Origin of the sequence: Alkalicoccus urumqiensis (genome assembly GCF_002993335.1) — a bacterium.
GTDB lineage: Bacteria > Bacillota > Bacilli > Bacillales > Salisediminibacteriaceae > Alkalicoccus > Alkalicoccus urumqiensis.
In genome coordinates this window covers 65,195-87,738 of the sequence record NZ_PVNS01000004.1, presented here as the reverse complement: position 1 = coordinate 87,738, position 22,544 = coordinate 65,195, and the positions used below count along the sequence as shown (strand labels likewise).

At 48.4% G+C, this 22,544-nt stretch carries 29 protein-coding genes; 24 read left to right on the top strand and 5 right to left on the bottom strand.

What is annotated here, in order from left to right; genetic code table 11:
• Positions 1-68 precede the first annotated feature (68 nt).
• The 3 genes from rlmD (at position 69) to C6I21_RS05160 (ending at position 3,660) form a co-directional block, all read left to right on the top strand.
• On the top strand, positions 69-1,433 hold the full coding sequence (gene rlmD / locus C6I21_RS05175; RefSeq protein WP_105958391.1) for a 23S rRNA (uracil(1939)-C(5))-methyltransferase RlmD: 1,365 nt from the start codon (positions 69-71) through the stop codon (positions 1,431-1,433).
• Positions 1,434-1,882: 449 nt separating this feature from the next.
• A complete protein-coding gene (locus C6I21_RS05165; protein WP_105958389.1) occupies positions 1,883-3,148 on the top strand; it encodes a hypothetical protein in 1,266 nt (421 codons plus the stop codon).
• 161 nt (positions 3,149-3,309) lie between these two features.
• On the top strand, positions 3,310-3,660 hold the full coding sequence (locus C6I21_RS05160; protein ID WP_105958388.1) for a DUF2200 domain-containing protein: 351 nt from the start codon (positions 3,310-3,312) through the stop codon (positions 3,658-3,660).
• 52 nt (positions 3,661-3,712) lie between these two features.
• Here the strand turns inward: C6I21_RS05160 and C6I21_RS05155 are convergent, their stop codons facing one another.
• A complete protein-coding gene (locus tag C6I21_RS05155) occupies positions 3,713-4,273 on the bottom strand; it encodes an FAD-dependent oxidoreductase (RefSeq protein ID WP_105958387.1) in 561 nt (186 codons plus the stop codon).
• 305 nt (positions 4,274-4,578) lie between these two features.
• Here C6I21_RS05155 and C6I21_RS05150 point away from each other — a divergent pair, with 305 nt between their 5' ends.
• From C6I21_RS05150 to C6I21_RS05055, 19 genes are all read left to right on the top strand, one after another.
• On the top strand, positions 4,579-5,028 hold the full coding sequence (locus C6I21_RS05150; protein WP_105958386.1) for a MarR family winged helix-turn-helix transcriptional regulator: 450 nt from the start codon (positions 4,579-4,581) through the stop codon (positions 5,026-5,028).
• Positions 5,029-5,091: 63 nt separating this feature from the next.
• Complete coding sequence (locus C6I21_RS05145; RefSeq protein WP_105958385.1) at positions 5,092-5,997, top strand: ring-cleaving dioxygenase; 906 nt, start codon at positions 5,092-5,094, stop codon at positions 5,995-5,997.
• A gap of 216 nt (positions 5,998-6,213) precedes the next feature.
• Positions 6,214-6,828 carry an NAD(P)H:quinone oxidoreductase gene (wrbA, locus tag C6I21_RS05140; protein WP_105958384.1) on the top strand — a complete coding sequence of 205 codons (615 nt, stop codon included), beginning with the start codon at positions 6,214-6,216 and terminating at the stop codon, positions 6,826-6,828.
• Between the two features lie 469 nt (positions 6,829-7,297).
• Positions 7,298-8,416 carry a GGDEF domain-containing protein gene (locus C6I21_RS05130; protein WP_105958382.1) on the top strand — a complete coding sequence of 373 codons (1,119 nt, stop codon included), beginning with the start codon at positions 7,298-7,300 and terminating at the stop codon, positions 8,414-8,416.
• A gap of 9 nt (positions 8,417-8,425) precedes the next feature.
• A complete protein-coding gene (locus tag C6I21_RS05125; protein WP_245411543.1) occupies positions 8,426-9,061 on the top strand; it encodes a class I SAM-dependent methyltransferase in 636 nt (211 codons plus the stop codon).
• Positions 9,062-9,228: 167 nt separating this feature from the next.
• On the top strand, positions 9,229-9,582 hold the full coding sequence (locus C6I21_RS05120; protein WP_105958380.1) for a hypothetical protein: 354 nt from the start codon (positions 9,229-9,231) through the stop codon (positions 9,580-9,582).
• A complete protein-coding gene (locus C6I21_RS05115; RefSeq protein ID WP_105958379.1) occupies positions 9,582-10,145 on the top strand; it encodes a YtxH domain-containing protein in 564 nt (187 codons plus the stop codon). Before C6I21_RS05120 ends, C6I21_RS05115 begins: the two co-directional genes overlap by 1 nt.
• A 12-nt stretch (positions 10,146-10,157) precedes the next feature.
• The gene (gvpU, locus tag C6I21_RS05110; protein WP_105958378.1) at positions 10,158-10,532 is read left to right on the top strand and encodes a gas vesicle accessory protein GvpU; all 375 of its coding nucleotides are present in this window, start codon (positions 10,158-10,160) and stop codon (positions 10,530-10,532) included.
• Positions 10,522-10,965 carry a hypothetical protein gene (locus C6I21_RS05105; protein WP_105958377.1) on the top strand — a complete coding sequence of 148 codons (444 nt, stop codon included), beginning with the start codon at positions 10,522-10,524 and terminating at the stop codon, positions 10,963-10,965. Before gvpU ends, C6I21_RS05105 begins: the two co-directional genes overlap by 11 nt.
• A 17-nt stretch (positions 10,966-10,982) precedes the next feature.
• Positions 10,983-11,243 (top strand): gas vesicle structural protein GvpA, encoded by a 261-nt coding sequence (gene gvpA, locus C6I21_RS05100; protein WP_105958376.1) that lies wholly within the window; start codon positions 10,983-10,985, stop codon positions 11,241-11,243.
• Positions 11,244-11,333: 90 nt separating this feature from the next.
• Positions 11,334-11,618, top strand: coding sequence for a gas vesicle protein GvpO (locus C6I21_RS05095; RefSeq protein WP_105958375.1), 285 nt, complete (start codon positions 11,334-11,336; stop codon positions 11,616-11,618).
• Positions 11,619-11,632: 14 nt separating this feature from the next.
• On the top strand, positions 11,633-12,373 hold the full coding sequence (locus tag C6I21_RS05090) for a GvpL/GvpF family gas vesicle protein (RefSeq protein ID WP_105958374.1): 741 nt from the start codon (positions 11,633-11,635) through the stop codon (positions 12,371-12,373).
• Positions 12,373-12,597 (top strand): gas vesicle protein GvpG, encoded by a 225-nt coding sequence (locus C6I21_RS05085; RefSeq protein WP_105958373.1) that lies wholly within the window; start codon positions 12,373-12,375, stop codon positions 12,595-12,597. The genes C6I21_RS05090 and C6I21_RS05085 overlap by 1 nt, the downstream gene beginning before the upstream one ends.
• Entirely contained in the window at positions 12,594-13,376 is a 783-nt protein-coding gene (locus C6I21_RS05080; RefSeq protein WP_181186110.1) for a GvpL/GvpF family gas vesicle protein, read from the top strand. The genes C6I21_RS05085 and C6I21_RS05080 overlap by 4 nt, the downstream gene beginning before the upstream one ends.
• A 23-nt stretch (positions 13,377-13,399) precedes the next feature.
• Entirely contained in the window at positions 13,400-13,627 is a 228-nt protein-coding gene (locus C6I21_RS05075) for a gas vesicle protein (protein WP_105958371.1), read from the top strand.
• Entirely contained in the window at positions 13,593-13,904 is a 312-nt protein-coding gene (locus tag C6I21_RS05070) for a gas vesicle protein K (RefSeq protein WP_105958370.1), read from the top strand. Before C6I21_RS05075 ends, C6I21_RS05070 begins: the two co-directional genes overlap by 35 nt.
• A 28-nt stretch (positions 13,905-13,932) precedes the next feature.
• Positions 13,933-14,241: a gas vesicle protein gene (locus tag C6I21_RS05065; protein ID WP_210200633.1), complete on the top strand. Its 309-nt coding sequence runs from the start codon at positions 13,933-13,935 to the stop codon at positions 14,239-14,241.
• 33 nt (positions 14,242-14,274) lie between these two features.
• Complete coding sequence (locus tag C6I21_RS05060; RefSeq protein WP_105958368.1) at positions 14,275-15,030, top strand: alpha/beta hydrolase; 756 nt, start codon at positions 14,275-14,277, stop codon at positions 15,028-15,030.
• 132 nt (positions 15,031-15,162) lie between these two features.
• On the top strand, positions 15,163-16,794 hold the full coding sequence (locus C6I21_RS05055) for a flotillin family protein (RefSeq protein WP_105958367.1): 1,632 nt from the start codon (positions 15,163-15,165) through the stop codon (positions 16,792-16,794).
• A gap of 58 nt (positions 16,795-16,852) precedes the next feature.
• Here C6I21_RS05055 and C6I21_RS05050 read toward each other — a convergent pair whose 3' ends face one another.
• Entirely contained in the window at positions 16,853-17,170 is a 318-nt protein-coding gene (locus C6I21_RS05050) for a hypothetical protein (protein WP_105958366.1), read from the bottom strand.
• 768 nt (positions 17,171-17,938) lie between these two features.
• Positions 17,939-19,117 carry a DUF4317 family protein gene (locus C6I21_RS05045; RefSeq protein WP_105958365.1) on the bottom strand — a complete coding sequence of 393 codons (1,179 nt, stop codon included), beginning with the start codon at positions 19,115-19,117 and terminating at the stop codon, positions 17,939-17,941.
• Positions 19,118-19,257: 140 nt separating this feature from the next.
• Between C6I21_RS05045 and C6I21_RS05040 the strand changes: the two genes are divergently transcribed.
• Positions 19,258-19,905 (top strand): ABC transporter ATP-binding protein, encoded by a 648-nt coding sequence (locus C6I21_RS05040; protein ID WP_105958364.1) that lies wholly within the window; start codon positions 19,258-19,260, stop codon positions 19,903-19,905.
• Positions 19,898-20,698: an ABC transporter permease gene (locus C6I21_RS05035; protein WP_105958363.1), complete on the top strand. Its 801-nt coding sequence runs from the start codon at positions 19,898-19,900 to the stop codon at positions 20,696-20,698. Before C6I21_RS05040 ends, C6I21_RS05035 begins: the two co-directional genes overlap by 8 nt.
• A gap of 60 nt (positions 20,699-20,758) precedes the next feature.
• Here the strand turns inward: C6I21_RS05035 and C6I21_RS05030 are convergent, their stop codons facing one another.
• Positions 20,759-21,979 carry an MFS transporter gene (locus C6I21_RS05030; RefSeq protein ID WP_105958362.1) on the bottom strand — a complete coding sequence of 407 codons (1,221 nt, stop codon included), beginning with the start codon at positions 21,977-21,979 and terminating at the stop codon, positions 20,759-20,761.
• The gene (locus tag C6I21_RS05025; RefSeq protein WP_105958361.1) at positions 21,976-22,434 is read right to left on the bottom strand and encodes an Rrf2 family transcriptional regulator; all 459 of its coding nucleotides are present in this window, start codon (positions 22,432-22,434) and stop codon (positions 21,976-21,978) included. Before C6I21_RS05025 ends, C6I21_RS05030 begins: the two co-directional genes overlap by 4 nt.
• Between the last annotated feature and the right edge of the window lie 110 nt (positions 22,435-22,544).

The following is a 22,544-nucleotide window of genomic DNA, read 5'->3' as shown; positions in this document are numbered from 1 at the left end:
GCAATTTTTTCAAGCACAGCCATATGGTACAATCGGAAAAGATACCAGGAGAGAGAGGATTTCCAACGATGAAACCACCAGTAGAAAAAAACGATTATATCGATGTTTTTATAGAAGATTTAACGCATGACGGCGCAGGGGTTGCCAAAGTAGACGGCTACCCTCTGTTTATTAAACAGGCGCTTCCCGGGGAACGTGCCAGAATAAAAGTCATTCATACGAAAAAGAACTTCGGCTTCGGGAAACTGCTGGAGCTGGAGGAAGCGTCGGAAAACCGCGTGGAGCCGCCATGCCCGATCTTTCAGCGCTGCGGGGGCTGCCAGCTGCAGCATCTGAGCTATGAAGGCCAGCTGCAGTACAAGCAGGATCAGGTCAAGCAGGTGATGGCACGGATCGGCGGGCTGACGGATATTACGGTTCATCCAACGATCGGGATGGAGAATCCGTGGCGCTACCGCAACAAATCCCAGGTACCGATCGGAGAGCAGAACGGGCAGGTCGTCGCCGGTTTCTACGCCGAGCGGAGCCATCAGATTGTCGATATGGAGGAATGCCTCATTCAGCACGAAGATGCCGATCGGGCCGTGCAGCTCGTAAAAAAGCTCGCAGCCGACTACGGAATCCGCGGCTACGATGACCGCACCCATAAAGGACAGCTCCGGCACGTCGTTATCCGCCATGCGAGATCGACGGACGAGCTGATGATCGTCCTCGTTACGAAAGGCACCGGCATTCCGAACAAAAAGCACCTCGTCCAGGCACTGAAAGAAGCCTTTCCGAACGTGAAGAGCATTATGCACAACGTCAATCCGAAGCGGACCAATGTCATTTTCGGGGAGAAAACGACGAACCTGTGGGGAGCGGATGAAATCTACGACGACATCGACGGCCTCCGCTTTGCTATCTCTGCACGTTCGTTTTACCAGGTGAACCCGGTGCAGACAGAAAAGCTGTACAGTCAGGCGCTTCAGTATGCTGGACTGACCGGCAGAGAAACCGTCGTCGATCTGTACTGCGGCATCGGAACAATCAGCCTGTTTCTCGCGCGGAATGCACGCCGGGTGCTCGGTGTGGAAGTTGTGCCGGAAGCCGTGGACGATGCGAAGAAGAATGCGGAATTAAACGGCCTGACGAACACCGAATTCGCCGTAGGGGAAGCAGAAGGCGTGCTGCCATGGTGGAAAGCTCAGGGCGTGGAAGCCGATGTCATCGTCGTCGATCCCCCGCGTAAAGGACTGGAAGAATCCCTGCTCGATACGATGCTCGACATGAACCCGGAGCGGATCGTCTACGTCTCCTGCAACCCGGCGACACTCGCACGGGATTTGAAGTATTTAACGGCCGGAGGCTACAGCGTTTCAGAAGTGCAGCCGGTGGATATGTTTCCACAGACGACGCATGTGGAGTGTGTCACGTGGCTCGAGAAAAAGTAGTTCACAATGGAGGAATAATCATGGAAGCGTATAAAAAATGGACTGCCATACCAAAAGAGTCGAGAAAGAAAATTATGTCCAATGTCTATTGTGTCAACTGTTCCGACGCCGTGACTATTACTAATTTCACTGTGAAGAACGATGCTTATGGCATCTTACTGAAAGGAGAATGTCGTACCTGTGGCGGCAGGGTCGCCAGGCTCGTGGAGATGGTGTAGCGGAAAGCAGGGGAATGTCCTGCCTTAGATTGTAAATATAGTTGGTCAAAAAAGGTTTATCTACAATTTTTCATTAATTATAAGAGGCTTTCCAGAAGATATAACGGGGGCAGTATGATAAGGACGCTGGGTCCTTGATACTAAATAATGTGAATTCGTAGAAGCATCAAGTGGTGAAGTGGTCTGTATAATCTTTCATTATAGATAAGAGAACATATAGGGGGGATTTTGTTGAAAGATCAAAAACTAATTACCAAGGAGGAATTTAAAGGGTTAAGAAGTACTGTGCCAATCTCTATAATATTAGCATTTGGTTACATATTAATTTCTATTGGCATAACACATATCTTCAATTATTTTTCTGAGGATACACTGTTGACCGGGGTAGAAGCTTTAACTATTGGGGGAGCAGTATTTTCGGCATTCATAGGTGCTAAATTGGCAGTAGACCGTTCAATTGGACGGGAGAAACATAGGGAAGAAGATAGAAAAAAAGACGAAATCAAACACTCTATTGAAGCAGTAATTAATGCAGTTGATTTTGGTTTTAGTAATCTTATAAATACAACTGCTTACGGATACTTTTTAAATAAAAGAAGAACAAACTCTCTGCACCAATTAAAGCTTGATCCATCAGGAATTAAATTCAAATCGTATTATCATTTGAATCCTCATATAGATAATTATATTGAAACCTTGCTTTCAAACCATATTTTAAACTCCGATGAAGTTAGAATCTTGTATCTATATCGCAGTTTACTTCAACAATCTGAGAATCTAATGGAAGATTTCAACCCTGGAAAAGTTAATTATTTTTTAGAAACTGTAGCATCATCTGGATTAATCAATGTGGATAATGGATGGGGCCGTACTGGAAATAATAGCAAAAATAAAAACTTAGCCTTTTTACAAAAAATAGCTGAAATCGAAGAAATACTTGTGTATGAAAGAATAACGAAAAATATAAGTATTGATGATGATGGGGCAGATTTTGATACATTTGTGAAGAGAGTGCAAATAGTAGAAATCAATAAAGCTTACTCAATAGATCATGAAGTACAAACAAGCCTATTTGAAGAGTTTTCTTCATTTGTTTTAGAAGATGATGATTATCATAAGATAAAATATAGCTCTCCGCCCTATGAGTTCCCATATGAAGTTAGCTACAAAGAAGATATATTACACTTTTTAAATGCGTGTAAAAGTGACTTAGAGACTTTCAGTTTTGATTCGGATAAGTATAGCATTGTAGATCGTAATGAAGTAAGTCTCTCTTCACTGCTTTCTTTAGAAATAATGGAGGCTGAAGAAGTAATTAGCTACATAGAAAATTGGGTTGGAAAAAAATTTAATTTCGAAGATGATTTTTATTCGTTCAAAGATTATTTACTTGAAGAAATTGTAAAAGATGATCAAAGCAAAAAAGAACTTATGGGGAAAAAAATGCTTGATATTAAAGCGAAATTAAGTAAATACAAACAAAATGTATATTCATAAATTCACCAAGGTTTTGTATAAAATTTCAAAGATGGATTCATGATGAATAATTTCAAATGAAATATCTGGTTTATCAATTAGTTAGTAGTCTGGCTGATATTTAATTAACGTCAGGTGAAAACTGTTATAATATACGGATCAAAAAAAAGGAGGCACCGGAGATGGGACATAAAATTTTTCAGATGGCGTTTGCTGATATCTATCCGCACTATGTGAACAAAGCAGAACGGAAAGGTCGGACGAAGGAAGAAGTCGATGAAATCATTTACTGGCTGACCGGCTACACCGAGCCGCACCTGAAAGAAGTGCTGGATCAGCGCGTAACAATGGAAACCTTTTTTGCGGAAGCTCCTTCATTGAATGAATCGAGAAGACAGATTACCGGAGTGATCTGCGGTGTTCGTGTGGAAAATATTGAAGACCCGCTCATGCAGGAGATACGTTATATGGACAAGCTGATTGATGAGCTTGCGAAGGGCAAAAAGATGGAGAAAATTCTCCGCACGGCTTGACGAACGAAGAAAGACGGAAAAAACCTGCACCGCATCCGGCGCAGGTTTTTCGTTATTTCAATACGTCGTGATCCACGTACCGTTCGCCATTCAGCTCGCTGATGATATTAATGGCAACTTCTGCGCCGTGGCCGGAAGTGACGATTGTATGGACACTTTTCCCGGCGCACGTCCCTGCAGCCCAAACATGATCGAGACTCGTTCTGCCTTCGGGTGTAATATCCACGACCTGTTTAATCCGAGGTTCCGGGCCTTCTTTTATCTGAATGCCTGACTTTTCCGCTGTGTCGGTAAGAGCTCCGGTTGCAAGCAGCACGTGTTTCGCTTCGATGGTTTCTTCTTCCGTCGTGACAGAAGCTCCGGTGTCTGTCGAATCAATAGACAGCACTTTCGCCTGACGATGCTCTGCTCCAAATTTTTTCATCTGCGCCAGGCCTGTTTCAACGAGGTCCGGTCCGGAAATTTTATCCCGCCCGTAATGGTTTTCGATCCACGCCTTTTTCGTCATGCTCTGGTCGCTGTCGATTACGAGTGTTTTCTTTCCGGCTTTGGCTGCAAACAAGGCAGCACTTGCTCCTGCCGGTCCGGCACCTGCGATAATAATATCGTACATGAGAAAACCTCCTTCGTTCATTGTATCCTCATCAGATGCCTTTCCCTTTCAGCGAAATGAGAAACATGACCGTCGTTATTTTCTGCCGAAATAGAGCATTCCAAAATTCATCCAGAATAAGGTGACAACGGCCGATCTGCCTTATCAAAGGCATATATCCTGCATCTTTTTTAGCTTTCCTCTACTTATTTGTCATTAGATAACTTTAAAGGGTAATGGTTCATTAAGAGAAGGTATGCAATTTGACAGTCCGGTTCTGGAGGAGTATACTTATCTCGAATTCGAGATAAAAAGGAGGGAGCTGCATGAGCAGAGAGGAGCAGGAGGCAGAAGAACTGTCGCTCAAGACATTTACTGTTCTGACACGTGCTGCACAGGCAGTGAAAAAGCAGGCGGAAGAAGATATCCGTCAGCACGGCCTGAATCCGACGGAATTTGCTGTGCTTGAGCTCCTGTATCATAAAGGAGAGCAGCCGATTCAGAAGATTGGCGGAAAAGTGCTGATTGCCAGCAGCAGCATAACCTATGTCGTTGATAAACTGGAGAAAAAAGCGTATTTAAGCCGCCGTCCGTGTCCGACTGACCGGAGGGTGACCTATGCTTCTCTGACGGAGGAAGGAACGGATCTCATGAATGAGATTTTCCCGAAGCACCGGCAGCGGATGCATGACGTTCTCGGCGGCGTAACGGAGGATGAGAAGACAAGTTTGATTGAACTGATGAAAAAATTAGGGATGCACGCCGGCAGTCTCTAATTTTTTTCGATAAATATCTCTAATTAAGAATAAATGAATTAAAAATAAAGGAGGGGACACAGCATGAACAGCATTCATCATATTACAGCAATTGCCGGAAAGGCCGGGGTGAACGCAGCGTTTTACGAGAATGTGCTCGGTCTCAGGATGGTGAAGAAAACTGTTAATTTTGACGATCCATCCGTCTATCATCTCTATTACGGAAATCAGACAGGAGAACCGGGCACGATCATTACATTCTTTCCGTGGGAGAAGGCAAATCCGGGAATTCCGGGAGGCGGCCAGGCAGCGGTGATTACATTTGCAGTTCCGGAAGGTTCACTGGGTTTCTGGGAGAAGCGGCTGCAGGCGGCGGGTGTAGAAACGGATAGAAAACGCCGGTTTAATGATTCGTATGTTGTGTTTGATGATCCTGACGGTATTCCGCTGGAACTGGTGGAGCGGGGCAGTGCCGCAGAGAAAGCGGAACGAACAGCGATTACCGGGATCGCAGGCGTTCTCCTGTTATCCACTGCGCCGGAGAAAACAGACACCTTTTTCACAGAGATTCTGCACTGGACACGAAAAGATGCAGACGATTCTTTTGTGCGCTACGCGACGGGAGGCGATTTTACCTGCGTGGATGTGCTGCAGACAGCAGTAGAGCGGGGAGAGGACGGGCCAGGGACGATCCACCATGTGGCGTGGCGGGCAGCAGATGATAAGGTGCAGGGTGGATGGAAGAAAAAAGTAGAGCAGTCCGGCGTCTACGTTACTCCGGTTCGGGAGCGTCAATACTTTCAGGCCGTCTACTTCCGGGTCCCCGGCGGAGTTCTGTTTGAAATCGCGACGGACGCACCGGGATTTTTAGTGGATGAACCGGAGTACCGTCTTGGAAAATCACTCATGCTCCCATCCTGGCTGGAGCCGGAACGAAAGCAGGTGGAAGCATCTCTCCCGCCACTTACGGAGAAGAATATCTCGAATTAAAAATTTTTAATTTAAAATAGATTGATTTCGAGATAAATGATGTGTTAGGATGAAACATGTAGAAAGTTACTTTAAAAAGTTAAGTGAAGGAGGGTGCGGTCCGCCGGTTTTCATCAGGAAATCATTCGGCCTGAACGACGAAAGGCACAGGAGCGGTGAACAATGGGGTTTCTATCAAAGCTATTCTCTACATCAAATTCAAAGGAGTCGGATAATATGGCAAAGGTAAACGTAGCAGTAGTATTTTACAGCATGGGCGGTACAAACTATCAGCTTGCAAAATGGGCAGGCGAAGGCGCTGAAGCAGCAGGAGCGGACGTCCGTGTGTTGAAAGTAGAAGAACTTGCACCACAGTCGGTTATTGAAGGAAACGAAGCTTGGAATAACACGGTAAACGCAACGAAAGACGTGCCGGTCGTAACATCAGACGACGTAGAGTGGGCAGATGCAATTATCTTCAGCACACCGACGCGGTTCGGTAACGTATCTTCCCAGATGAAGCAGTTTCTTGATACGCAGGGTGCTATCTGGGGTGAAGGCAAAACGATTAACAAAGTCGTAAGCGCTATGTCTTCTGCACAGAACGTGCACGGTGGTCAGGAAGCAACGATTCTTGCACTGTATACGTCCATGATGCACTGGGGTGCGATTATTGCAGCTCCGGGTTATACCGATCCAGTTCTTTTCGCCGCAGGCGGTAACCCGTATGGTACAAGCGTAACGGTCGGCCAGGACGGAAAAATGGCAGACGATGTTGAAGATGCCGTGAAGCATCAGGCACTCCGCACCGTTACTGTTGCAGAATGGGTAAAAGAAGGTCAGTCCAAATAACGATCGTTTCCAGCGCACTCCGCTTCCAACATGGAAGAAGCGGAGTGCGTTTTTTGTTGAAAAATAGGAGAAAATCAGTTCTAAACTGCGCATTATCGAAAGAAGTTGTAGATCCATGTCCATTTCTTCATAAACAGAAGCAAGTCAGCAGTCTTTTCGAAAAGCGCCGCTCATCGAAAAAGGCATCACTTATTTGGGCCGCCCCGCGCATTGGGAATACGATAACTGGATCGTGAAGAAGAGTACAGAGGCCGGTTTTGTAGAGGAAGCTTCAGCCCCGCTCAGCAGGAAGATCGTGCAGATCAGCCAAGTGACCGGAATGAAAGAAAGCGTTCTGTGTCATGTATTCGAGGCATATCCAAAGAATATTGAACAAAAAAAGTATATAGGACTATTAAACCAGTCTTTCTCCTGCTATAATAAAGAAAATAACTTTCTGAAAATTTAAAAAAGACAGGGGCGTTCCGTAATGGATTATGCGGTTCAGTTTCAAATAAACATATTTGCGCTCATGATCCTGCTCGTTTTGTACTTAATTATGAAAACTCAGGCTAAAGTCAAGTCGACGGGCAAGCAGCTGCTGAAAGCTGTCATGGCCGCAAGTGCCGCTGCCATCATTATTGAACCGCTCACCTGGATATTTGATGGAAAGCAGTTTTTTGGTGCGTTCACCCTTGAATACGGCACCAATGTACTGCTTTTCATGATGGGCCCGATTCTCGGCGGTCTGCTGCTCAGCTACGTGGACTACCGGCTGTTCCGGAGCCCTGCCCGTCTGAAAAAGAAAGGGTATTACCAGCATGCCTCTGTTTTGACCGCTCTTATCCTTCTGGTCAATGTCTTTTATCCGCTCTATTTTACGGTGGATGCGGTAACGAACAGTTACTCCAGCGGAGATTTTAAAGAAGTCCACTATGTTGTACTGGCATCTATGTATATTTATATGTTCTTTTTCATCACAAAGCATCACAAAAAAACGAATCAGTACGTGGTGAATATTTTTCTGCTGTTTTTTGCGCTTCCGATTGCAGGAATGATCGTGCAGCTGTTTGATTCCAAGCTTTATTTCTCCTGGACCTCAACGGCTCTGGGCATTCTGGTAGCCTACGTCTTTCTGGAATCCTCCTCCTCGGAAGAAGATTTTCTGACCCGTCTTTATAACCGGAAAAGCTATGACCTGCATACTGCCAATCTGCTGGAACTGCAGAAGCCGTTTCAAGTCATCCTGATCGATTTAAATCATTTTAAGGAAATCAACGATACGTACGGGCATGATAAAGGCGATGAGCTGCTCATCCGCTTTGCCGGACTCTTAAAAACGGTGTTTTCCAAAAAGGCACTCGTCTCCCGCCTCGGCGGGGATGAATTTATGATCGTTCTGGAGGATACAGCTGTTTATCCGGAGAAAAAAGTTCAGGAGCTGGGCCAGCTTCTGCTTAAGCAGAAGGATCCGTTTCTAAGCCGCCTTACATTCAGCTGGGGGACTAAGACGTGGCAGCCCGGGATTACACAGGAAATGATGTACAAAGCGGTGGATAAGCAGATGTATGAACATAAATATGCGTCAAAAAGAACAGATCAGGGATAAGCATCGACGATGATAATCAACAAAAGAATGCAGGTGGATACAATGACAATATGGAACGAACGATTTTCCGGAGAGACGTATGTATATGGAAAAGAAGCGAACGTCTTCATTAAGGAGAAAGCTTCCCTTCTGGAGCAGGGAACGGTCGCCTGTTTTGCGGAAGGGGAAGGGAGAAATGCAGTATTCCTTGCAGAACGGGGGCTTACCGTGACCGCTCTGGACAACGCAGATACAGGTCTTGAAAAAGCATCTGCTCTGGCTGGTGATCGCGGTCTTGAGATTGACGTGAAAAAAATGGACTTAACGCTGGAGGCTCCGGAGCGGGAGTCGTTTGACCATGCCATCATGGTCTTCGGCCATGTACCGAAATCATCGCAGGCATGGATGATGCGGAATATACTTGCTTCCGTGCGTCCGGGTGGTGTCGTACTTCTGGAAGTGTATTCGGAAGATCAGCTCGATTATGGAACCGGCGGACCGCCGGACGCCGGTCTGCTTTATGATCCGGAAGATATTCTTACATGGATCAGGGATCATCACGTTCTTCACTTTTACTACGGGGAAGCAGACCGTGTGGAAGGGGAAAAACACACCGGCCGCTGTCATCTGATTCAGGCAGCCATCCGTATTCAAAGTTCAATATAAGTCAAAAGTAGGGGTATAGCGATTATTCTCTTCATGAAGCATACGCCCTGAGCCTGTTTTTCCATGTGGAGAAGCAGGCTATTTTCTTATTTCTGAAAAAAAAAGATTAATAACCAGTATTTAAAGGTATGGAAAGAGAAATGGGAAATTCAGAAAGGAGCGGAGGCATGGCAGATAGAGCGAAAGATGATTACTCCCGTCAGGAAAAAACGTACATCGCAGCAGGAGCAGCTCTCGGCGGGCTGAGCGGCCTGTTGTCCAGTTCATCCGGGGCCAGAAAATTATTTATTAAGGCAGTCACATCCGAAGCAGCGGCTGCAGCCGCGATGCAGGCGTACCATGTACTCCAGTCCCGTCAGGAGCAGCAGGGTGGTATGCTCAGCAGGCTTCTCCCCGGCGGTCATCAGGAAGAGAACAGTTCAGAAGACAACCGTGACGATGTGAATGAACGCCTGGACCGGCTGGAAAGAATGATGGAGCAGCTTCTCGAAGAAAAGCAGAACGATAAGGAGGATTCTTAATGGCTAAAACCCGAACTGTTTCAAACACGGTTTCCGGAGCGTTAATCGGCGGAGCCGTCGGTTATTATCTATCTCCGGGAAAGCGCGAGGCGATCCGCGAAAAATTATTGAATATAGAAGGCGGCGGGCTCAAAGAAAAAGGGCGTGAGACGACGAATAATCTGAAAGAGAAAAGCAGAGAAACTACGGATAATCTAAAAGAAAAAAGTAGAGAAACGTCGGATAACGTAAAAGAAAGAAGCAGGAACACCGGCGATAAAGTAAAAGGTGCAACTGCGAAATGGAAAGAGAGCGCCGGCGAGAAAGTGAGCCGGATCCGAGATTCATTCAGTTCATCAGAAAATACAGAGGAAGAAGCCGATTCGGAAGAGTCCAGCCAGAAATCGTCAAAGAAAGCCTCCGGACGGGAAAAAGAGCTCGAAAAAGAGAATGAAGAATTGAAAAAGCGCCTGGAATCCATGGAAAAAAAGCTGGACAAGCTTTCTTCCACCGGTTCTTCCTCGCCGGGAAGAGGACAGAGCGCGAGAAGCCGGAAAACGACCGTTCGTAAAAAATCATCGTAGGAGGTGGTATCCGTGAGTGAAGATGTACTGCTGCAGCGGGTTGTCTCGAGTCTAAATGGCGATGACGAGGAAACTCCATCCATTACCCTTCATATGCAGGGGCTGTTAATAAGCGGTGAAATGATCGGTGCTTCCGAGTATCTGGAGCACCTGGCAGAAGAATTTGAAGGTGCACCCGGAGAGCTTTTAAAAAAGGCGGCCGAAGATACCGGTGCGGCAGATGATGCAGATGTACATTTTATCCATCTTGCGGATGCCCAGTTCTTTGATATTGAAGGCCGGCCGCTTCCGTCCGATGAAGGCGTGCTCTGGCGCGGCCGGATTGATAAAGTGGACAGCTTCTTTTTCGGACGACTGAGCGGGGAGGGTGACGACGATGACGGATGATCCATCCTTGAAAAAGAAAATTAAAGATAAGGCCTCTTCGTTGAAAGACGATTTTACAGATGCGGGGAAAGATGCCGCAGAGAACCTCCCAAAAGGTGAAGAAGCGGTTGAGGCAGGCGAGACAGCAAAAGATCTTTACGATAAGTTTTCCCATGCGAAAGAAAAAAAGGAAGAGTTCGAAGAGAGCTTTTCTGAAGCCGGCGACAAATTGAAGGAAACGAAAGAAAAGGCGAAAGAGCGGGCTTCAGAAGCGAAAGAAGAACTTCAGAGACAGGGAAAGAACATGAAAGAAGAGCTGCAGGATAATGCTTTGACCAACGCTTCAGGTGGAAGCAGTTCAGATGGTATTAAGAAGGCTGCCGATATTAAAGGGTATGCCAATGTGAAGGGGGCCAGCTCCATTAAAGGAGCTTCCTATATTAAAAAACCTTAGAAGGAAGGAATGATTAGATGGCTATTCAAAAGAGTACGGATTCATCCAGTCTGGCAGATGTTATTGACCGCATTTTGGACAAAGGGATTGTTATCGATCTCTATGCCCGCATTTCTCTGGTGGGGATCGAGCTGATTACCATCGAAGCACGGGTTGTTATTGCGAGTGTTGATACATGGCTTCGGTATGCCGAAGCAGTCGGACTGTTAAGGGATGAAGTCCAGGGTGAAATTGAAGACGGTTCCTCCGGTGGACGCGAACAGCTGAACTTCGCCTGATAATGACGGGAAGCCGGAAGCACCGAAATGGATGCTTCCGGCCTTTCCCGCTTTCTTTTATGAACGAAAAACTAACTGAGGAGGGATGGCATGAAACCCCAGGAAATGATGAAAGAAGTGCGCGAGTTTATGAACGAGAACGTGGCACCGGTACTGCGATTTACGTCTGTTGCCAACAAGGGGAACTACTGGGAAGTAGGAACGGAAGTAGTGGAGGAAAAAGATTACATGCGCCGTTACGGGCGTGACCAGATCGTCGGATCCTACCTCGTCCGGGTAAACAGTAAAGGAGAAGTGACTTCCTTTCACCGGACAGGACTGCGTCAGCGCACGTCCACAGATCTGCATGAGGAAGAAGAGGAAGAAGAAGCTTAAGGAGGAAGGCGCTCATGGCGTACTATGTATTCGGAATTATCCGTGGAAACGGCGGGGAGAACTGGCCGCACGCAGAATTGAACGGCAAGTCCTACCGGGTGCTTCCCATTGAGACGAATCAAATGGCAGCGGTGGTAGCGGACGTGAACGAAACGTCGTTTGATCCAAGCCGGAAAAATGCCCGCACACATCAGAAAATCACGAGTGAAGCCCACACGCGGGAAACGTTTCTGCCGATGAGTTTCGGTACCGTGCTTCAGGAGAAAAAAGACGTCAAAAAACTGCTGACCACACTGCGGCCGCAGGCGGAAAAAATGTTTCCGAAGCTTGAAAACCGGATGGAAGTCGGCCTCCGGCTTACGGCAGATGAAACGTATCTTCGGGAGCTTGCTTCCCGTTCGCCGGTACTGAAAAATATTAAGGCAAAACAGCAGAAAAAAGGACAGCTTCATTTTGGGGAGCGTCTGGAAGCTGGAGAGGCTTCCGCTGCTTTTATGAAAGAGCTTCACGAAAACATTCAGCAGTCCTTTTTTAAACCTCTATCTAAAATTGCGGACAGCGTGAAATCGAATGATCTCATGCATGAGAAAATGGTGATGAATGCTTCCTTTCTCGTTCATGAGGAAAATGAGGAAGCGTTCGATGAAGAAGTGAACCGGCTCCACGATGAGTGGAAAGAAAAACTCTCATTTACCTATACCGGTCCGTGGCCGCCGTTTAATTTTGTGGATATTCAGATGAAAGCAGGCCGCTGATGATTGGGAAATTATTTACTTGGCCGCTCGATACCGTTGTGTTTGCAGCGAGGAAAGTAAAAGAAGAAGCCGACCGCCAATATTATGACCCAAAAGAAATTCAGCGGCAGCTCGCGCTTCTTCAGCTGCAGCTGGACGAAGGCACATTGTCGGAAGAAGAATACGATGAGCAGGAGGAAGTGCTTCTGGAGCGGTATCGTCAGGCGAAAGGGGAAGAATCGTGAAAAGCTGGTATGTGTATGGCTATACGAATAGAAAACCGGAGGAAGCGTTTGTTTACCCCGGTATAGACGGCGAGCCCGTCCAATTTGTGAGCGAAGGAGAGCTCTTTGCAGCTGCAACGGAGGTGGATGCGGAGGAATTTCAACCTGAACGCCTGCAGGAGAAAGTGGAAGAGCCGGTGTGGGTCCAGGAAAAAGCGGCGCATCATCATCAGGTGGTGCAGAAAATCTTCGAGAATGTTCCTGTCCTGCCGGTGTCTTTTGGAACCGTATTTGCATCGAAGCCGCTGCTTCCGGAAGAAAAAGAATCGTATCTGCAGTCCAGGCTGAAGGAAGTTGACGGCAGAGAGGAATGGAAAGTCAAGTTGTTTCTGCATGTGGAAACATGGATGAATCATGCTGATTCCGCAAGAGAAATGGAAGAATCCATCGCCGGGCTCTCCAAAGGAAAGCAGTTTTTTGCACGGAAAAAGCTGCAGCAGGATCTCCGGGCACGTGCTGAACAGGAAGCAGAGGAGCGTGCATCGGAGCTGTTTCATGCAGTCGCGTCGTGTGCTGAAAAAGCTGAGAGAAAAAAAACGTGGGAAAAGCAGGTGAGCGGACGAAGAGAAGAAATGGCTGCGAACGATGTGTTTCTTTTCTATGGAGAAGAACAGCTCAACGAAGCTGCCTCGAGAATCAAAGCGTTTAAAGAAGAAGAAGAAAAGCTGGGGCGTGGATTGATCGTTGAAGTGTCCGGACCATGGCCTCCGTATCATTTTGCTGCGGCTGAAACTACATAATCTGCAAGGGAAGGAGGGAGGCAATGAGTATGCGGGAACTGAATCCGGATCAGGAAACATCCCTCGTCGATGTTCTTGACTGCGTTCTGGATAAAGGAGTGGCCATAAAAGGGGACATTGTTATTTCTGTTGCCGGGATCGATCTTGTCTATCTGGATCTGCGCATTCTGCTGACCTCTGTCGAAACATTAATCCAATCAAGGGAGGAAGATTACCATGAGCAGTCTCACACCACAGCAGGGAGCCGTTGAGCAGCGGGATAATTCCAGCCGCATCGCATTTGATTCTGAAAATGCCCAGGACGGCCTTGCCCAGCTCGTTCTCACCGTCATTGAACTTGTCCGCGAACTGGTTGAACGTCAGGCGATGCGCCGTGTGGAAAGCGGCAGTCTTTCGGATGAAGAAGTGGAGCGGCTCGGTGAAGCACTCTGGGAACTTGAAAGCAAAATGGAAGAACTGCAGGAGTATTTCGGTCTCACAAAAGACGATCTGAACATCGATCTGGGACCGCTCGGCAACCTGCTTTAATAAAGAGAGGAGAGATCCAATGTCGGATATGGAACAAATCAAGCATCCCACGGCTGCCAACAGTCTTGTGGATGTCCTGGAAACCGTTCTGGATAAAGGGGTGGTCATTGCAGGGGATATCTCCATCAGCCTTGCAGAAATCGAATTAATTACCATTCGGATCAGGCTGCTGATCGCCTCCGTGGATAAAGCGAAAGAGATCGGCATGGACTGGTGGGAGACCGACCCTTATTACTCATCCAGTGCCAACAGCCTGAAACAGGAAAATGACGATCTCCGTCAGCGGATTGAAGAATTAGAGAAAAATGCGCTGCAGGAAAACAAATCGGATTCATAATACAGCATACTGTTGAAGACGAGGTGAAGAAACATGCAGGAGAACTACCCCGTTCTGCCTGGTGCGGAGCCGTTTTACAATGAGGGCGGCCGGACCGGTATATTGATTTCACACGGATTTACCGGGACGACGCAGAGCATGCGCGCGTTCGGGCAGGCGTTTATCGAAGATGGCTATACGGTCTGCGGTGTCCGCCTTGCCGGACATGGCACCGATCCGGAGGATATGGAGAAAAGTACGAGTGAAGACTGGATTGCTTCTGTAGAAGAAGGGCTTCACTGGCTTCGGGAGCGCTGTGATACGATTTATGCCGCCGGTCTGTCTATGGGCGGCACGCTGGTTCTGCATCTGGCAGAACATCATCCTGATATTCAAGGGATTATTCTGATCAATCCAGCCGTGGAGGTACCGGAAATGGAGCCGGTGCTGCAGATGGAAGAGGTCCGTTTTCTTGATGCGATCGGATCAGATATAAAAAAGCCCGGCGTCGAAGAGCTTGCGTACGATAAAACCCCGACGACGTCCATCCGGGAGCTTCTGCCGCTCATGGACCGTGTGAAGCAGCACCTCCCTGAAGTAAGGACACCGGCGCTTTTTTTTGTTTCCGAGGAAGACCATGTCGTGCCGCCGTACAATACGGATTTAATTATGGAAGGCATTTCATCGAAGCAGAAAGAGAAGCACCTGCTTGGGGAAAGCTATCATGTGGCAACGCTTGATCATGATCTGCCGTTTATTATTGAAAAATCGAGGCGCTTTCTGCCCTCCGTATCAGATTCAGTGAAATAACCTTTCCCTGCAAGATAGCAGCATAAAATAATATACGAATTTCCTTTTTCGAGGAACTTCCACTTCCTGCATCCGTATACCAACACAGATGCAGGTTTTTTCCTGTAATACATAAGAGAGGAAGTGTTGTGCATGATGGGATTTATTTATGCAGCGGTTGCCCTTGTGGTGCTGATCGTTGCGGTGATCGGATATTACATCTTCATGAAAATCCGGTACCGGACAGCCCGCTCCAACGAAGCGTTGATTATTACGGGACCGAAACTTGGAGATGAAACGAAGGATACGAACATTTTTACGGACGAAGAAGGAAGGTCCATGAAGATTATCCGCGGCGGCGGGGTACTGCTCAAGCGGTTCCAGACGTCGACACCGGTCAACCTGACATCGTTCCAGCAGAAACTGACAACACCGCGTGTGTATACTGAAGGCGGAGTGCCGATCATCGCGGATGCGGTTGTCATGGTGAAAGTGGCGGATGATTTAAAAGGGATCGCGAATTACGCAGAGCAGTTTCTTGGGAAAGACCAGGATGAAATCGAAACCGAAATCTCTGAAGTTCTGAACGGAAACCTGCGTGCGATTTTAAGTAAGATGACGGTCGAAGGCATTAACGCCGACCGGGAAGGTTTCGCTCAGCAGGTTACGGAAGTGGCCCAGACACAGCTGGACCGGATGGGCTTTAACATTACGGCTCTTGCATTAACAGACCTCCGCGACGCGGATGAAGAAAACGGCTACCTGGAAAATCTCGGTCGTCCGCAGATCGCGAAAGTCCGTAAGGAAGCCGAAGTTGCTGAAGCAGAAAGCCAGCGGGAAACACGGATTAACAAGGCGAAAACGGAAGAAGAAGCAAAGAAGAGTGAGTATGAAAGTGAGATTTCCACGGCGGAAGCACGCAAGGAAAAAGACATCCGGGCTGCTTCCATCAAAGAGGATACGGAAAAAGCCCGGGCGAAATCCGAGCAGGCCTACGACCTGGAAAAAGCGGTCCTGGACCGCCGCGTAAAAGACGAAGAGCTGAACACGCAGTTTATGGAGCGGGAGCGCTCCGTTAAGCTCGAAGAAGAGGAGAACAAAGTCCGCCGGACAAAACTCGACGCGGATTACTACGAAACAACGAAAAAAGCCGAAGCGAAAGCAAAGTCGGACGAAATTTCCGCAGAAGCAAAAGCGAAGGCCGACCGCATTGCTCAGGAAGCCCGTGCGCACATGCGTGTAGAGGAAGGAAAGGCCGAAGCGGAAGTTACCCGCGAGCAGGGTAATGCCGCAGCGGAAATTAAAGTCCGTGAAGGTCAGGCGGAAGCACAGATTATCCGCGAAAAAGGTGAAGCAGAAGCAGAAGCACGCCGCCTTCTTGCAGAAGCAATGGCTGAAAACGGAGAAGCAATCATCCGTGAGAAGCTCATTGAAATTCTTCCTCAGGTCGCTGCAGAATTTGCCCGTCCACTCTCTAACATCGATTCGGTCAAAGTCATCGACAGCGGCAGTGGTGAAGGTATGAACACGATGGGAAGCAGTGTAGCGAAAAATCTAATGAGCATGCAGGAGCCGGTAAAACAAGCGACCGGCATTGATATTGCAGGCATCGTCAAAGATTTCACAAGTAAGAAAGCAGAATCGGTAAAGAATACTGTGGATTCGTTCACATCCCGTGCACCTGAGGCGGAAGCCGATCCGGTCGTTCAGCCGCCGCCAGTTGCCGTAGCCGATCCGGAAGAAGAGAAAGATGAGAAAGAAGCTCCGGATAAACCGGCAGAGTAAATGATATTTCAGCAGAAAGAGCACCAAAAGCAGTCAATCCACTGCTTTGGTGCTCTTTTTAAGCTTCTTTTTTCTTCCACTGGTAAAATGTAAAAATGAACTGAACCAGGGCACTGAAAATCATGGCGGCACTTAAAAGGGAGATGGTGCTTCTGCTCCAGTCGGTGACGTACGGCATAGCAATAATCACTGGAATAATCAACAGCAGAAGAATGAGCGTTCGAATCATTTTCCGCCGGTAGGATAAATGAAAGTAGTTAAACACAAATCCTTTATCCACTTTTTTCGGCTGTTTTGCTGCGCGGATGGCTGCGATCAGGGAGAAGAAAACTACGATAGCGATGACGAGAGGAAGAATATAGGACAGGGTGGACACACTCCTTTTGCGTTTTTTCAGAGAAGGTTTTGTATTTTTGTCTGGTTGATCCTATCCTCATTTTACCATAAGTGTAATTTGTCAGCTGTTGTGGAATCAGTGAACAGCAGTGGAAACGAGTAGAAGTTCGATGGAGCCCGGATAAAATAAACCAGGCAGAACCCGCCTGGTCTTAAAAGAAAAGGGAGGTTTGTTGAACAGGTTCCCGCTTTCTGCCACACCTGCAGCCGTTCGCATTCCGGAGGGAACGGCCTCCGGTTTCCGCAGGTAGAAAGAAAACGCTTGTTAGAAGTGATCCCTTTTGCGCAGAAAATGCTGTCATTCAATCGAATTGGAAGAGACCATCATTACCTTATAAAATCGTTCCTACTACAGAGCCTCTGTTTTTCATCTCTATTTTGCTACGCTTCGAAGCGTTCGGCAGAGACGCCGGGGGGATTCCTTCTCTACTTGAAGAAGCATGGCTCCGCGCGGCCGCGGCGCATGCCAGAAGTTCGCTGCCCTGCGCCTTAAACCAAAGGCCGGCTCCGCTCATGCTCTGCAGCCGTGCAACTAGCGCCCGGCTGGAATACAAGCCCACGGCAAGCTTCTGCCGAAAAGCGGAGAAGCTCTATCAACAGAAACAAACGATAAATGGCACAGAACACTGAAATGCTGCAGCCCTTGGCATAGCTGCTCGAAAGAAGCTTTGAATTTTATACATTCTTACCCTATAAAAAAGCCGCCGGAATATCCCGGCGGCCTGACTTATGCCGCGGAGTGATGCGGCTATTCTTCATCCTCCGGGTCTTCCACTTTCCAGCTGAATGCCTCCGGAAGCATACGAAAGCCATCCACTTCGGCATCTTCATCGATATCGATCATAATACAGCGGCGGTTGTCATACTGCACCTGCCGGACGTACTGCAGGTCCTGCGGGCTGATCGTAATATCCGCCGCTTTCGTCTTAATTTTAATCGACTTGGACTCGTATTTCGGCACGATGCTGCTCGCTTTCATCTCGTAACTTTCCTCCGTAGTTACGTTTTGGAAAGCGGCTTTTACCTGCTCGCTTTCGACCTGCTGGCCGCTTGCGGACAAGACTTTTTCCACATCGCGGTAGTCCAGTGTGGGCGGGGTGCCTTCTTCTTCGCCTTCTTCGATCATGCGGTTGATTTCGCCGTAGACATTAGCCAGCGTCGCCGGCGGAAGCTGATCGCCGATGACTTCCCGCACGACTTCCTCAAACACGGCCTTGTCCTCCTGCGCCGTCATTACGTCTTCTGCGCCGAGCACTTCCTGAATCATATGCTCATCCGGTTCATTCGCCTTCACTGCTGCATACAGAAGGCGGTTTACATCCGCTGCACCGTCTGTGACCGCAGGGAAAAAGAACCCTGTCAGCGGGTGTTTCAAGTCAATAACCGGATCGACCTCGACTTTGTACTTAAATTCTTTTTCCACGTAATCGAATTGAATTTCGCGTTCGGGCTGTTCTGTTTTATTCACGACGCAGAGAATGAATGAGTTGGCTACAACAGCACTGTCATCATCGCTTCCAGCCCTGCCCGACGACTGATAGTAGTTTGCCCGGATGAACGTCAGCACAGTGTCCGTTTCCTGCGGATTGTCTGCGATCATTTTTTCTGCCATCGTCAGCATTTTCCCCTGCCATTCTTCGCGGCTCTCGGTGAGCAGCGCTTTATGAAGAAGAAGCTGGGATGGAGATTCGTGCTGGAATTTCAGCTCAAACAATTTTTCATCGAGTCGTCCTGTTAATATTTTTTTGAAGTTTTTTGTATAAAGCTCCTGCTCTTCCTGATCGATCATATCAAAAGGCTGGCTCTGGGCGTGGTAGACATCGGTCGTATCTTTCATTACATAGACATTAAATAAATCCTGAATCTGAAGTTTCGTCTGGCCCGGCTTTAAATAGCGCCGGACAGCTGCGATATCTTTTTTATCCATCGTCGATCCCTCCCGGCTGAAACTGCTTTTCCATTTTAGCACAGCCCGCTGCATGGAGGGAGGTGGATCTGCGGGAAAAGACAGACCGGTGCTGGTTCGTGTAGAATAAGGACGGATATTTAAAAGGGGGAGAAAGATTCATGACTGCCGTATTGGAATTGAAGAATATTTATATTTCCGGCATTCTTTCCATGCCGGAATGGACCGTGGAGGAAGGAAGTGTTGTCTGTCTTACAGGTGAGAGCGGAAGCGGGAAAACGACGCTGTTGCGGCTGATGAACAACCTTCGTACTCCGGAGCGGGGGGATGTTGTCTACCGCGGAGAATCTGTGCAGAGCAAAGATCCGCTGACATTGAGACAGCGGATCGTTATGAGTGCCCAGACCCCGGTTGTTTTCCCAGGTACGCTGAAGGAAAATGTCCGGCGCGGCGCAGATATTGCAGGACGGGACGTTACCGACAGCGAAATACAGGACGTGCTCCGCCGCTGCCGCCTGGAGAAGCCGCTGGAGGAGGAAGCATCCACATTATCCGGCGGCGAAAAACAGCGGATGGCGCTTGCCAGAGTGCTTTTGATGGATCCGGATGTGCTGCTTCTGGATGAGCCGACGTCCGCGCTCGATGAGGAGACAGGAAAAAAAGTTTTGGAAGCAGTTCTTGCTGTCTGCCGGGAGAAGGGGAAAACGGTTATTATCGTCACCCATGACCGTTCTCTTGCAGAAAATTGGGCCGATACCGTTGTGGAAATGAACGAAATCGCAGCGAAGGAGGGTGCCGCACATGAATGAAGAAATCATGGATCTGGCCTTCTGGCAGGTGGGGGCTGCCTATGTGTTCGTGCTGATCCTTGTCTGGATCGTCCGGGTGAAGGGCATCCGGCGGGAAAAAGAAATTTTTATCGGAACGACCCGGATGACGCTTCAGCTGATTCTGGTCGGCTACATATTAATGTTTTTATTTGAACAAGCGAATCCGTTTCTTACCATCGGCACGGTTATTCTCATGCAGACATTTGCAGTATATAACATTTATCAGCGGACGAAGCTGCCACTGACGACGGCATTGAAAAAAGTGATTGCTTTGTCCATGAGTGCGGGGATTGCGTTCAGTATCATCTTTTTCATGTTTTTAGTGCTGAATCTGGATCCTTGGTATGACCCAAGGTATTTTATTCCGATTGCAGGCATGATTATCGGCAACTCGATGACGGGAATAACGCTCGGCGTCAACAATCTCGTCGTCGGTATGCGGGATAATCAGGATCAGATTGAAGGCGCACTGATGCTCGGCGCGTCCCCGAAGGAAGCTTCCAAAATGGTGAGTGATCAGGCATTCGATGCGGCGATGCTGCCGACGATCAATGCCATGGTCGGAATGGGTATTGTGTTTCTGCCTGGAATGATGACCGGCCAGATTATCGGTGGTGCATCGCCGATCACAGCGGTGGAATACCAGATTGCAATTATGCTCGGTATCGTCGGCAGTGTATCCCTCTCCGTCCTCCTGTTTCTACAGTACGGATACCGCTCGTACTTCAACGAACAGGCACAGCTGATTCCCCAGAAAAATAAAAAAGAATAATGAAAAAGGGGGGCATCGTCCAGAAAATGGAGGATGCCCCTTCTGTATAGAATAGAACGATCATTTCTGAAACACGACAGGAATAAGCAGGAGCGAGAGAAGTCCGCCGATGACAGCAAGTCCGGGAAAGCCGGTTCCTGCTGCCACCATCCCGGAGAGCGCTCCACCGGAAGCCCCGGAGAGCGCCACAAATATGTCAGCTTTCCCCTGCACAGCCGCCCGCTCATCCAACGGGGCATGGTCAACAATCATCGCTGTGCCGCTGATGAGGCCGATATTCCAGCCGAGACCGAGTAACATCAGCGCCGCGGTGATAAGAATGAACGAGCCGCCTGAAGCGGCAGCGAGCAGTCCGGAAAGTAAAAGTATGATTCCGGCTGCGGCGGTCATTGCCCGCCGGCCGATCAGATCAATTAATTTTCCTGTAACGAGAGAAGGAAGATACATCGCTCCGATATGAAGGCCGATAACGATACCGACAGCCTGAAGGTGATGGCCGTGCGCCTGCATATGCACCGGCGTCATCGTCATGAGAGCAACCATGATGAGCTGGGAGAGCACCATAATAAATGCCCCGCTCATTACACCTTTCCGCGAGTAGGTAATTTCTTTATCAACATGAGCCTCTCCATCTGTCTCCACCTCTTCCTTTTGAAACGCCGCTGCAAGCTCCATCGGATCCGGACGCAGAAACACGGTTAAAATGAGAGAGGCGCCAAAGTAAGCGAGAGCCGCCAGAATAAAGGGACCGCTCAGTGCCGGGAGCTGCATTGATTCAGCAAACCGGCCGGTCACATCCACAAGAAACGGTCCGGCTACTGCGCCGAACGTTGTTGCAACAAGCACGAAACTTACTGCTGTAGCCCGCTGCTTCTCTAAAGCCAGATCTGTCCCTGCAAAGCGTGCCTGCAGATTGGCGGCCATCCCTGCTCCGTAGATAAACAAAGCCGGAACGAGAAGAGCAAAGCTGTTGAGCGCTGCAGCTAAAACAATGAACGAAGAGCCGAGGCCGCCGGCTGCAAAGCCTGCAGCCAGCCCTCTTCTCCTGCCGAGTTTCTGCGTGAGGCGCCCGATCGCCCAGGCAGCTGCTGCAGAACCGAGCGTGAAAATAGCGATTGGAAGTCCGGAAACGGTCGGGTCTCCGAGCATATCCTGAGCGAGAAGTGAACCGACGGTAATCCCGGCTGCCAGGCCGCCTCCGGCCAGTACCTGCGCGGCTGCGACGATCCAGAGTGTGCGTTTAAACCAGTAGGCACGGTTTCTGCCGCCAGTGATCATCATTCTGCTTTCCTTCTTTCCGGTGACTGATGTTTTGCTAGAAAGCTGATCACGCTCTCATCGAGTTCCTCCACAATCTCAGCGATCGTTACTGACTCCAGGTACTGTTTCAGCTGTTGTTCACCGATCTCCATTTTCTTTTGAATGACACACTCTTCTTCTTTTTCCACGTCCGCAAGCTGGCAGGTGAGGATCGCCTGTTTTCCTTCCACGGATTCAATAATATCAAGAAACGTAATATTCTCCGGGGGCAGTGCGAGGGAGTAACCGCCCTGGGCGCCGGGGCTTGAATGGATCAGATTATCCTTGGCAAGCTTCGTTAAAATCTTCGATAAGTAGGCAGAGGAAAGTCCCTGCAGCTCCGCCAGCGGCCGTACGCCGACGAGTGAGCCCCGCGGGATACTTGCGAGGTATACCATTGTATGAAGCGCATAGTTGGTTGCTTTTGCATATTTCATTGTCATCCTCCTGACTAAAAAAGTAATTAAAGAGTCATAATGTCTATAATTACTATAGCTTAAACAAACAGTCGTGTACAGTGCCAGGCATGGAAAAGCCCCCGTACCAT

Coding starts and splice junctions, on each gene's coding strand:
- rlmD (WP_105958391.1), top strand. CDS start 69: ATGAAACCACCAGTAGAAAAAAACGATTATATCGATGTTTTTATAGAA.
- C6I21_RS05160 (WP_105958388.1), top strand. CDS start 3,310: ATGGGACATAAAATTTTTCAGATGGCGTTTGCTGATATCTATCCGCAC.
- C6I21_RS05155 (WP_105958387.1), bottom strand. CDS start 4,273: ATGTACGATATTATTATCGCAGGTGCCGGACCGGCAGGAGCAAGTGCT.
- C6I21_RS05150 (WP_105958386.1), top strand. CDS start 4,579: ATGAGCAGAGAGGAGCAGGAGGCAGAAGAACTGTCGCTCAAGACATTT.
- C6I21_RS05145 (WP_105958385.1), top strand. CDS start 5,092: ATGAACAGCATTCATCATATTACAGCAATTGCCGGAAAGGCCGGGGTG.
- wrbA (WP_105958384.1), top strand. CDS start 6,214: ATGGCAAAGGTAAACGTAGCAGTAGTATTTTACAGCATGGGCGGTACA.
- C6I21_RS05130 (WP_105958382.1), top strand. CDS start 7,298: ATGGATTATGCGGTTCAGTTTCAAATAAACATATTTGCGCTCATGATC.
- C6I21_RS05125 (WP_245411543.1), top strand. CDS start 8,426: ATGATAATCAACAAAAGAATGCAGGTGGATACAATGACAATATGGAAC.
- C6I21_RS05120 (WP_105958380.1), top strand. CDS start 9,229: ATGGCAGATAGAGCGAAAGATGATTACTCCCGTCAGGAAAAAACGTAC.
- C6I21_RS05115 (WP_105958379.1), top strand. CDS start 9,582: ATGGCTAAAACCCGAACTGTTTCAAACACGGTTTCCGGAGCGTTAATC.
- C6I21_RS05105 (WP_105958377.1), top strand. CDS start 10,522: ATGACGGATGATCCATCCTTGAAAAAGAAAATTAAAGATAAGGCCTCT.
- gvpA (WP_105958376.1), top strand. CDS start 10,983: ATGGCTATTCAAAAGAGTACGGATTCATCCAGTCTGGCAGATGTTATT.
- C6I21_RS05095 (WP_105958375.1), top strand. CDS start 11,334: ATGAAACCCCAGGAAATGATGAAAGAAGTGCGCGAGTTTATGAACGAG.
- C6I21_RS05090 (WP_105958374.1), top strand. CDS start 11,633: ATGGCGTACTATGTATTCGGAATTATCCGTGGAAACGGCGGGGAGAAC.
- C6I21_RS05085 (WP_105958373.1), top strand. CDS start 12,373: ATGATTGGGAAATTATTTACTTGGCCGCTCGATACCGTTGTGTTTGCA.
- C6I21_RS05075 (WP_105958371.1), top strand. CDS start 13,400: ATGAGTATGCGGGAACTGAATCCGGATCAGGAAACATCCCTCGTCGAT.
- C6I21_RS05070 (WP_105958370.1), top strand. CDS start 13,593: ATGAGCAGTCTCACACCACAGCAGGGAGCCGTTGAGCAGCGGGATAAT.
- C6I21_RS05065 (WP_210200633.1), top strand. CDS start 13,933: ATGGAACAAATCAAGCATCCCACGGCTGCCAACAGTCTTGTGGATGTC.
- C6I21_RS05060 (WP_105958368.1), top strand. CDS start 14,275: ATGCAGGAGAACTACCCCGTTCTGCCTGGTGCGGAGCCGTTTTACAAT.
- C6I21_RS05055 (WP_105958367.1), top strand. CDS start 15,163: ATGATGGGATTTATTTATGCAGCGGTTGCCCTTGTGGTGCTGATCGTT.
- C6I21_RS05045 (WP_105958365.1), bottom strand. CDS start 19,117: ATGGATAAAAAAGATATCGCAGCTGTCCGGCGCTATTTAAAGCCGGGC.
- C6I21_RS05040 (WP_105958364.1), top strand. CDS start 19,258: ATGACTGCCGTATTGGAATTGAAGAATATTTATATTTCCGGCATTCTT.
- C6I21_RS05035 (WP_105958363.1), top strand. CDS start 19,898: ATGAATGAAGAAATCATGGATCTGGCCTTCTGGCAGGTGGGGGCTGCC.
- C6I21_RS05030 (WP_105958362.1), bottom strand. CDS start 21,979: ATGATGATCACTGGCGGCAGAAACCGTGCCTACTGGTTTAAACGCACA.
- C6I21_RS05025 (WP_105958361.1), bottom strand. CDS start 22,434: ATGAAATATGCAAAAGCAACCAACTATGCGCTTCATACAATGGTATAC.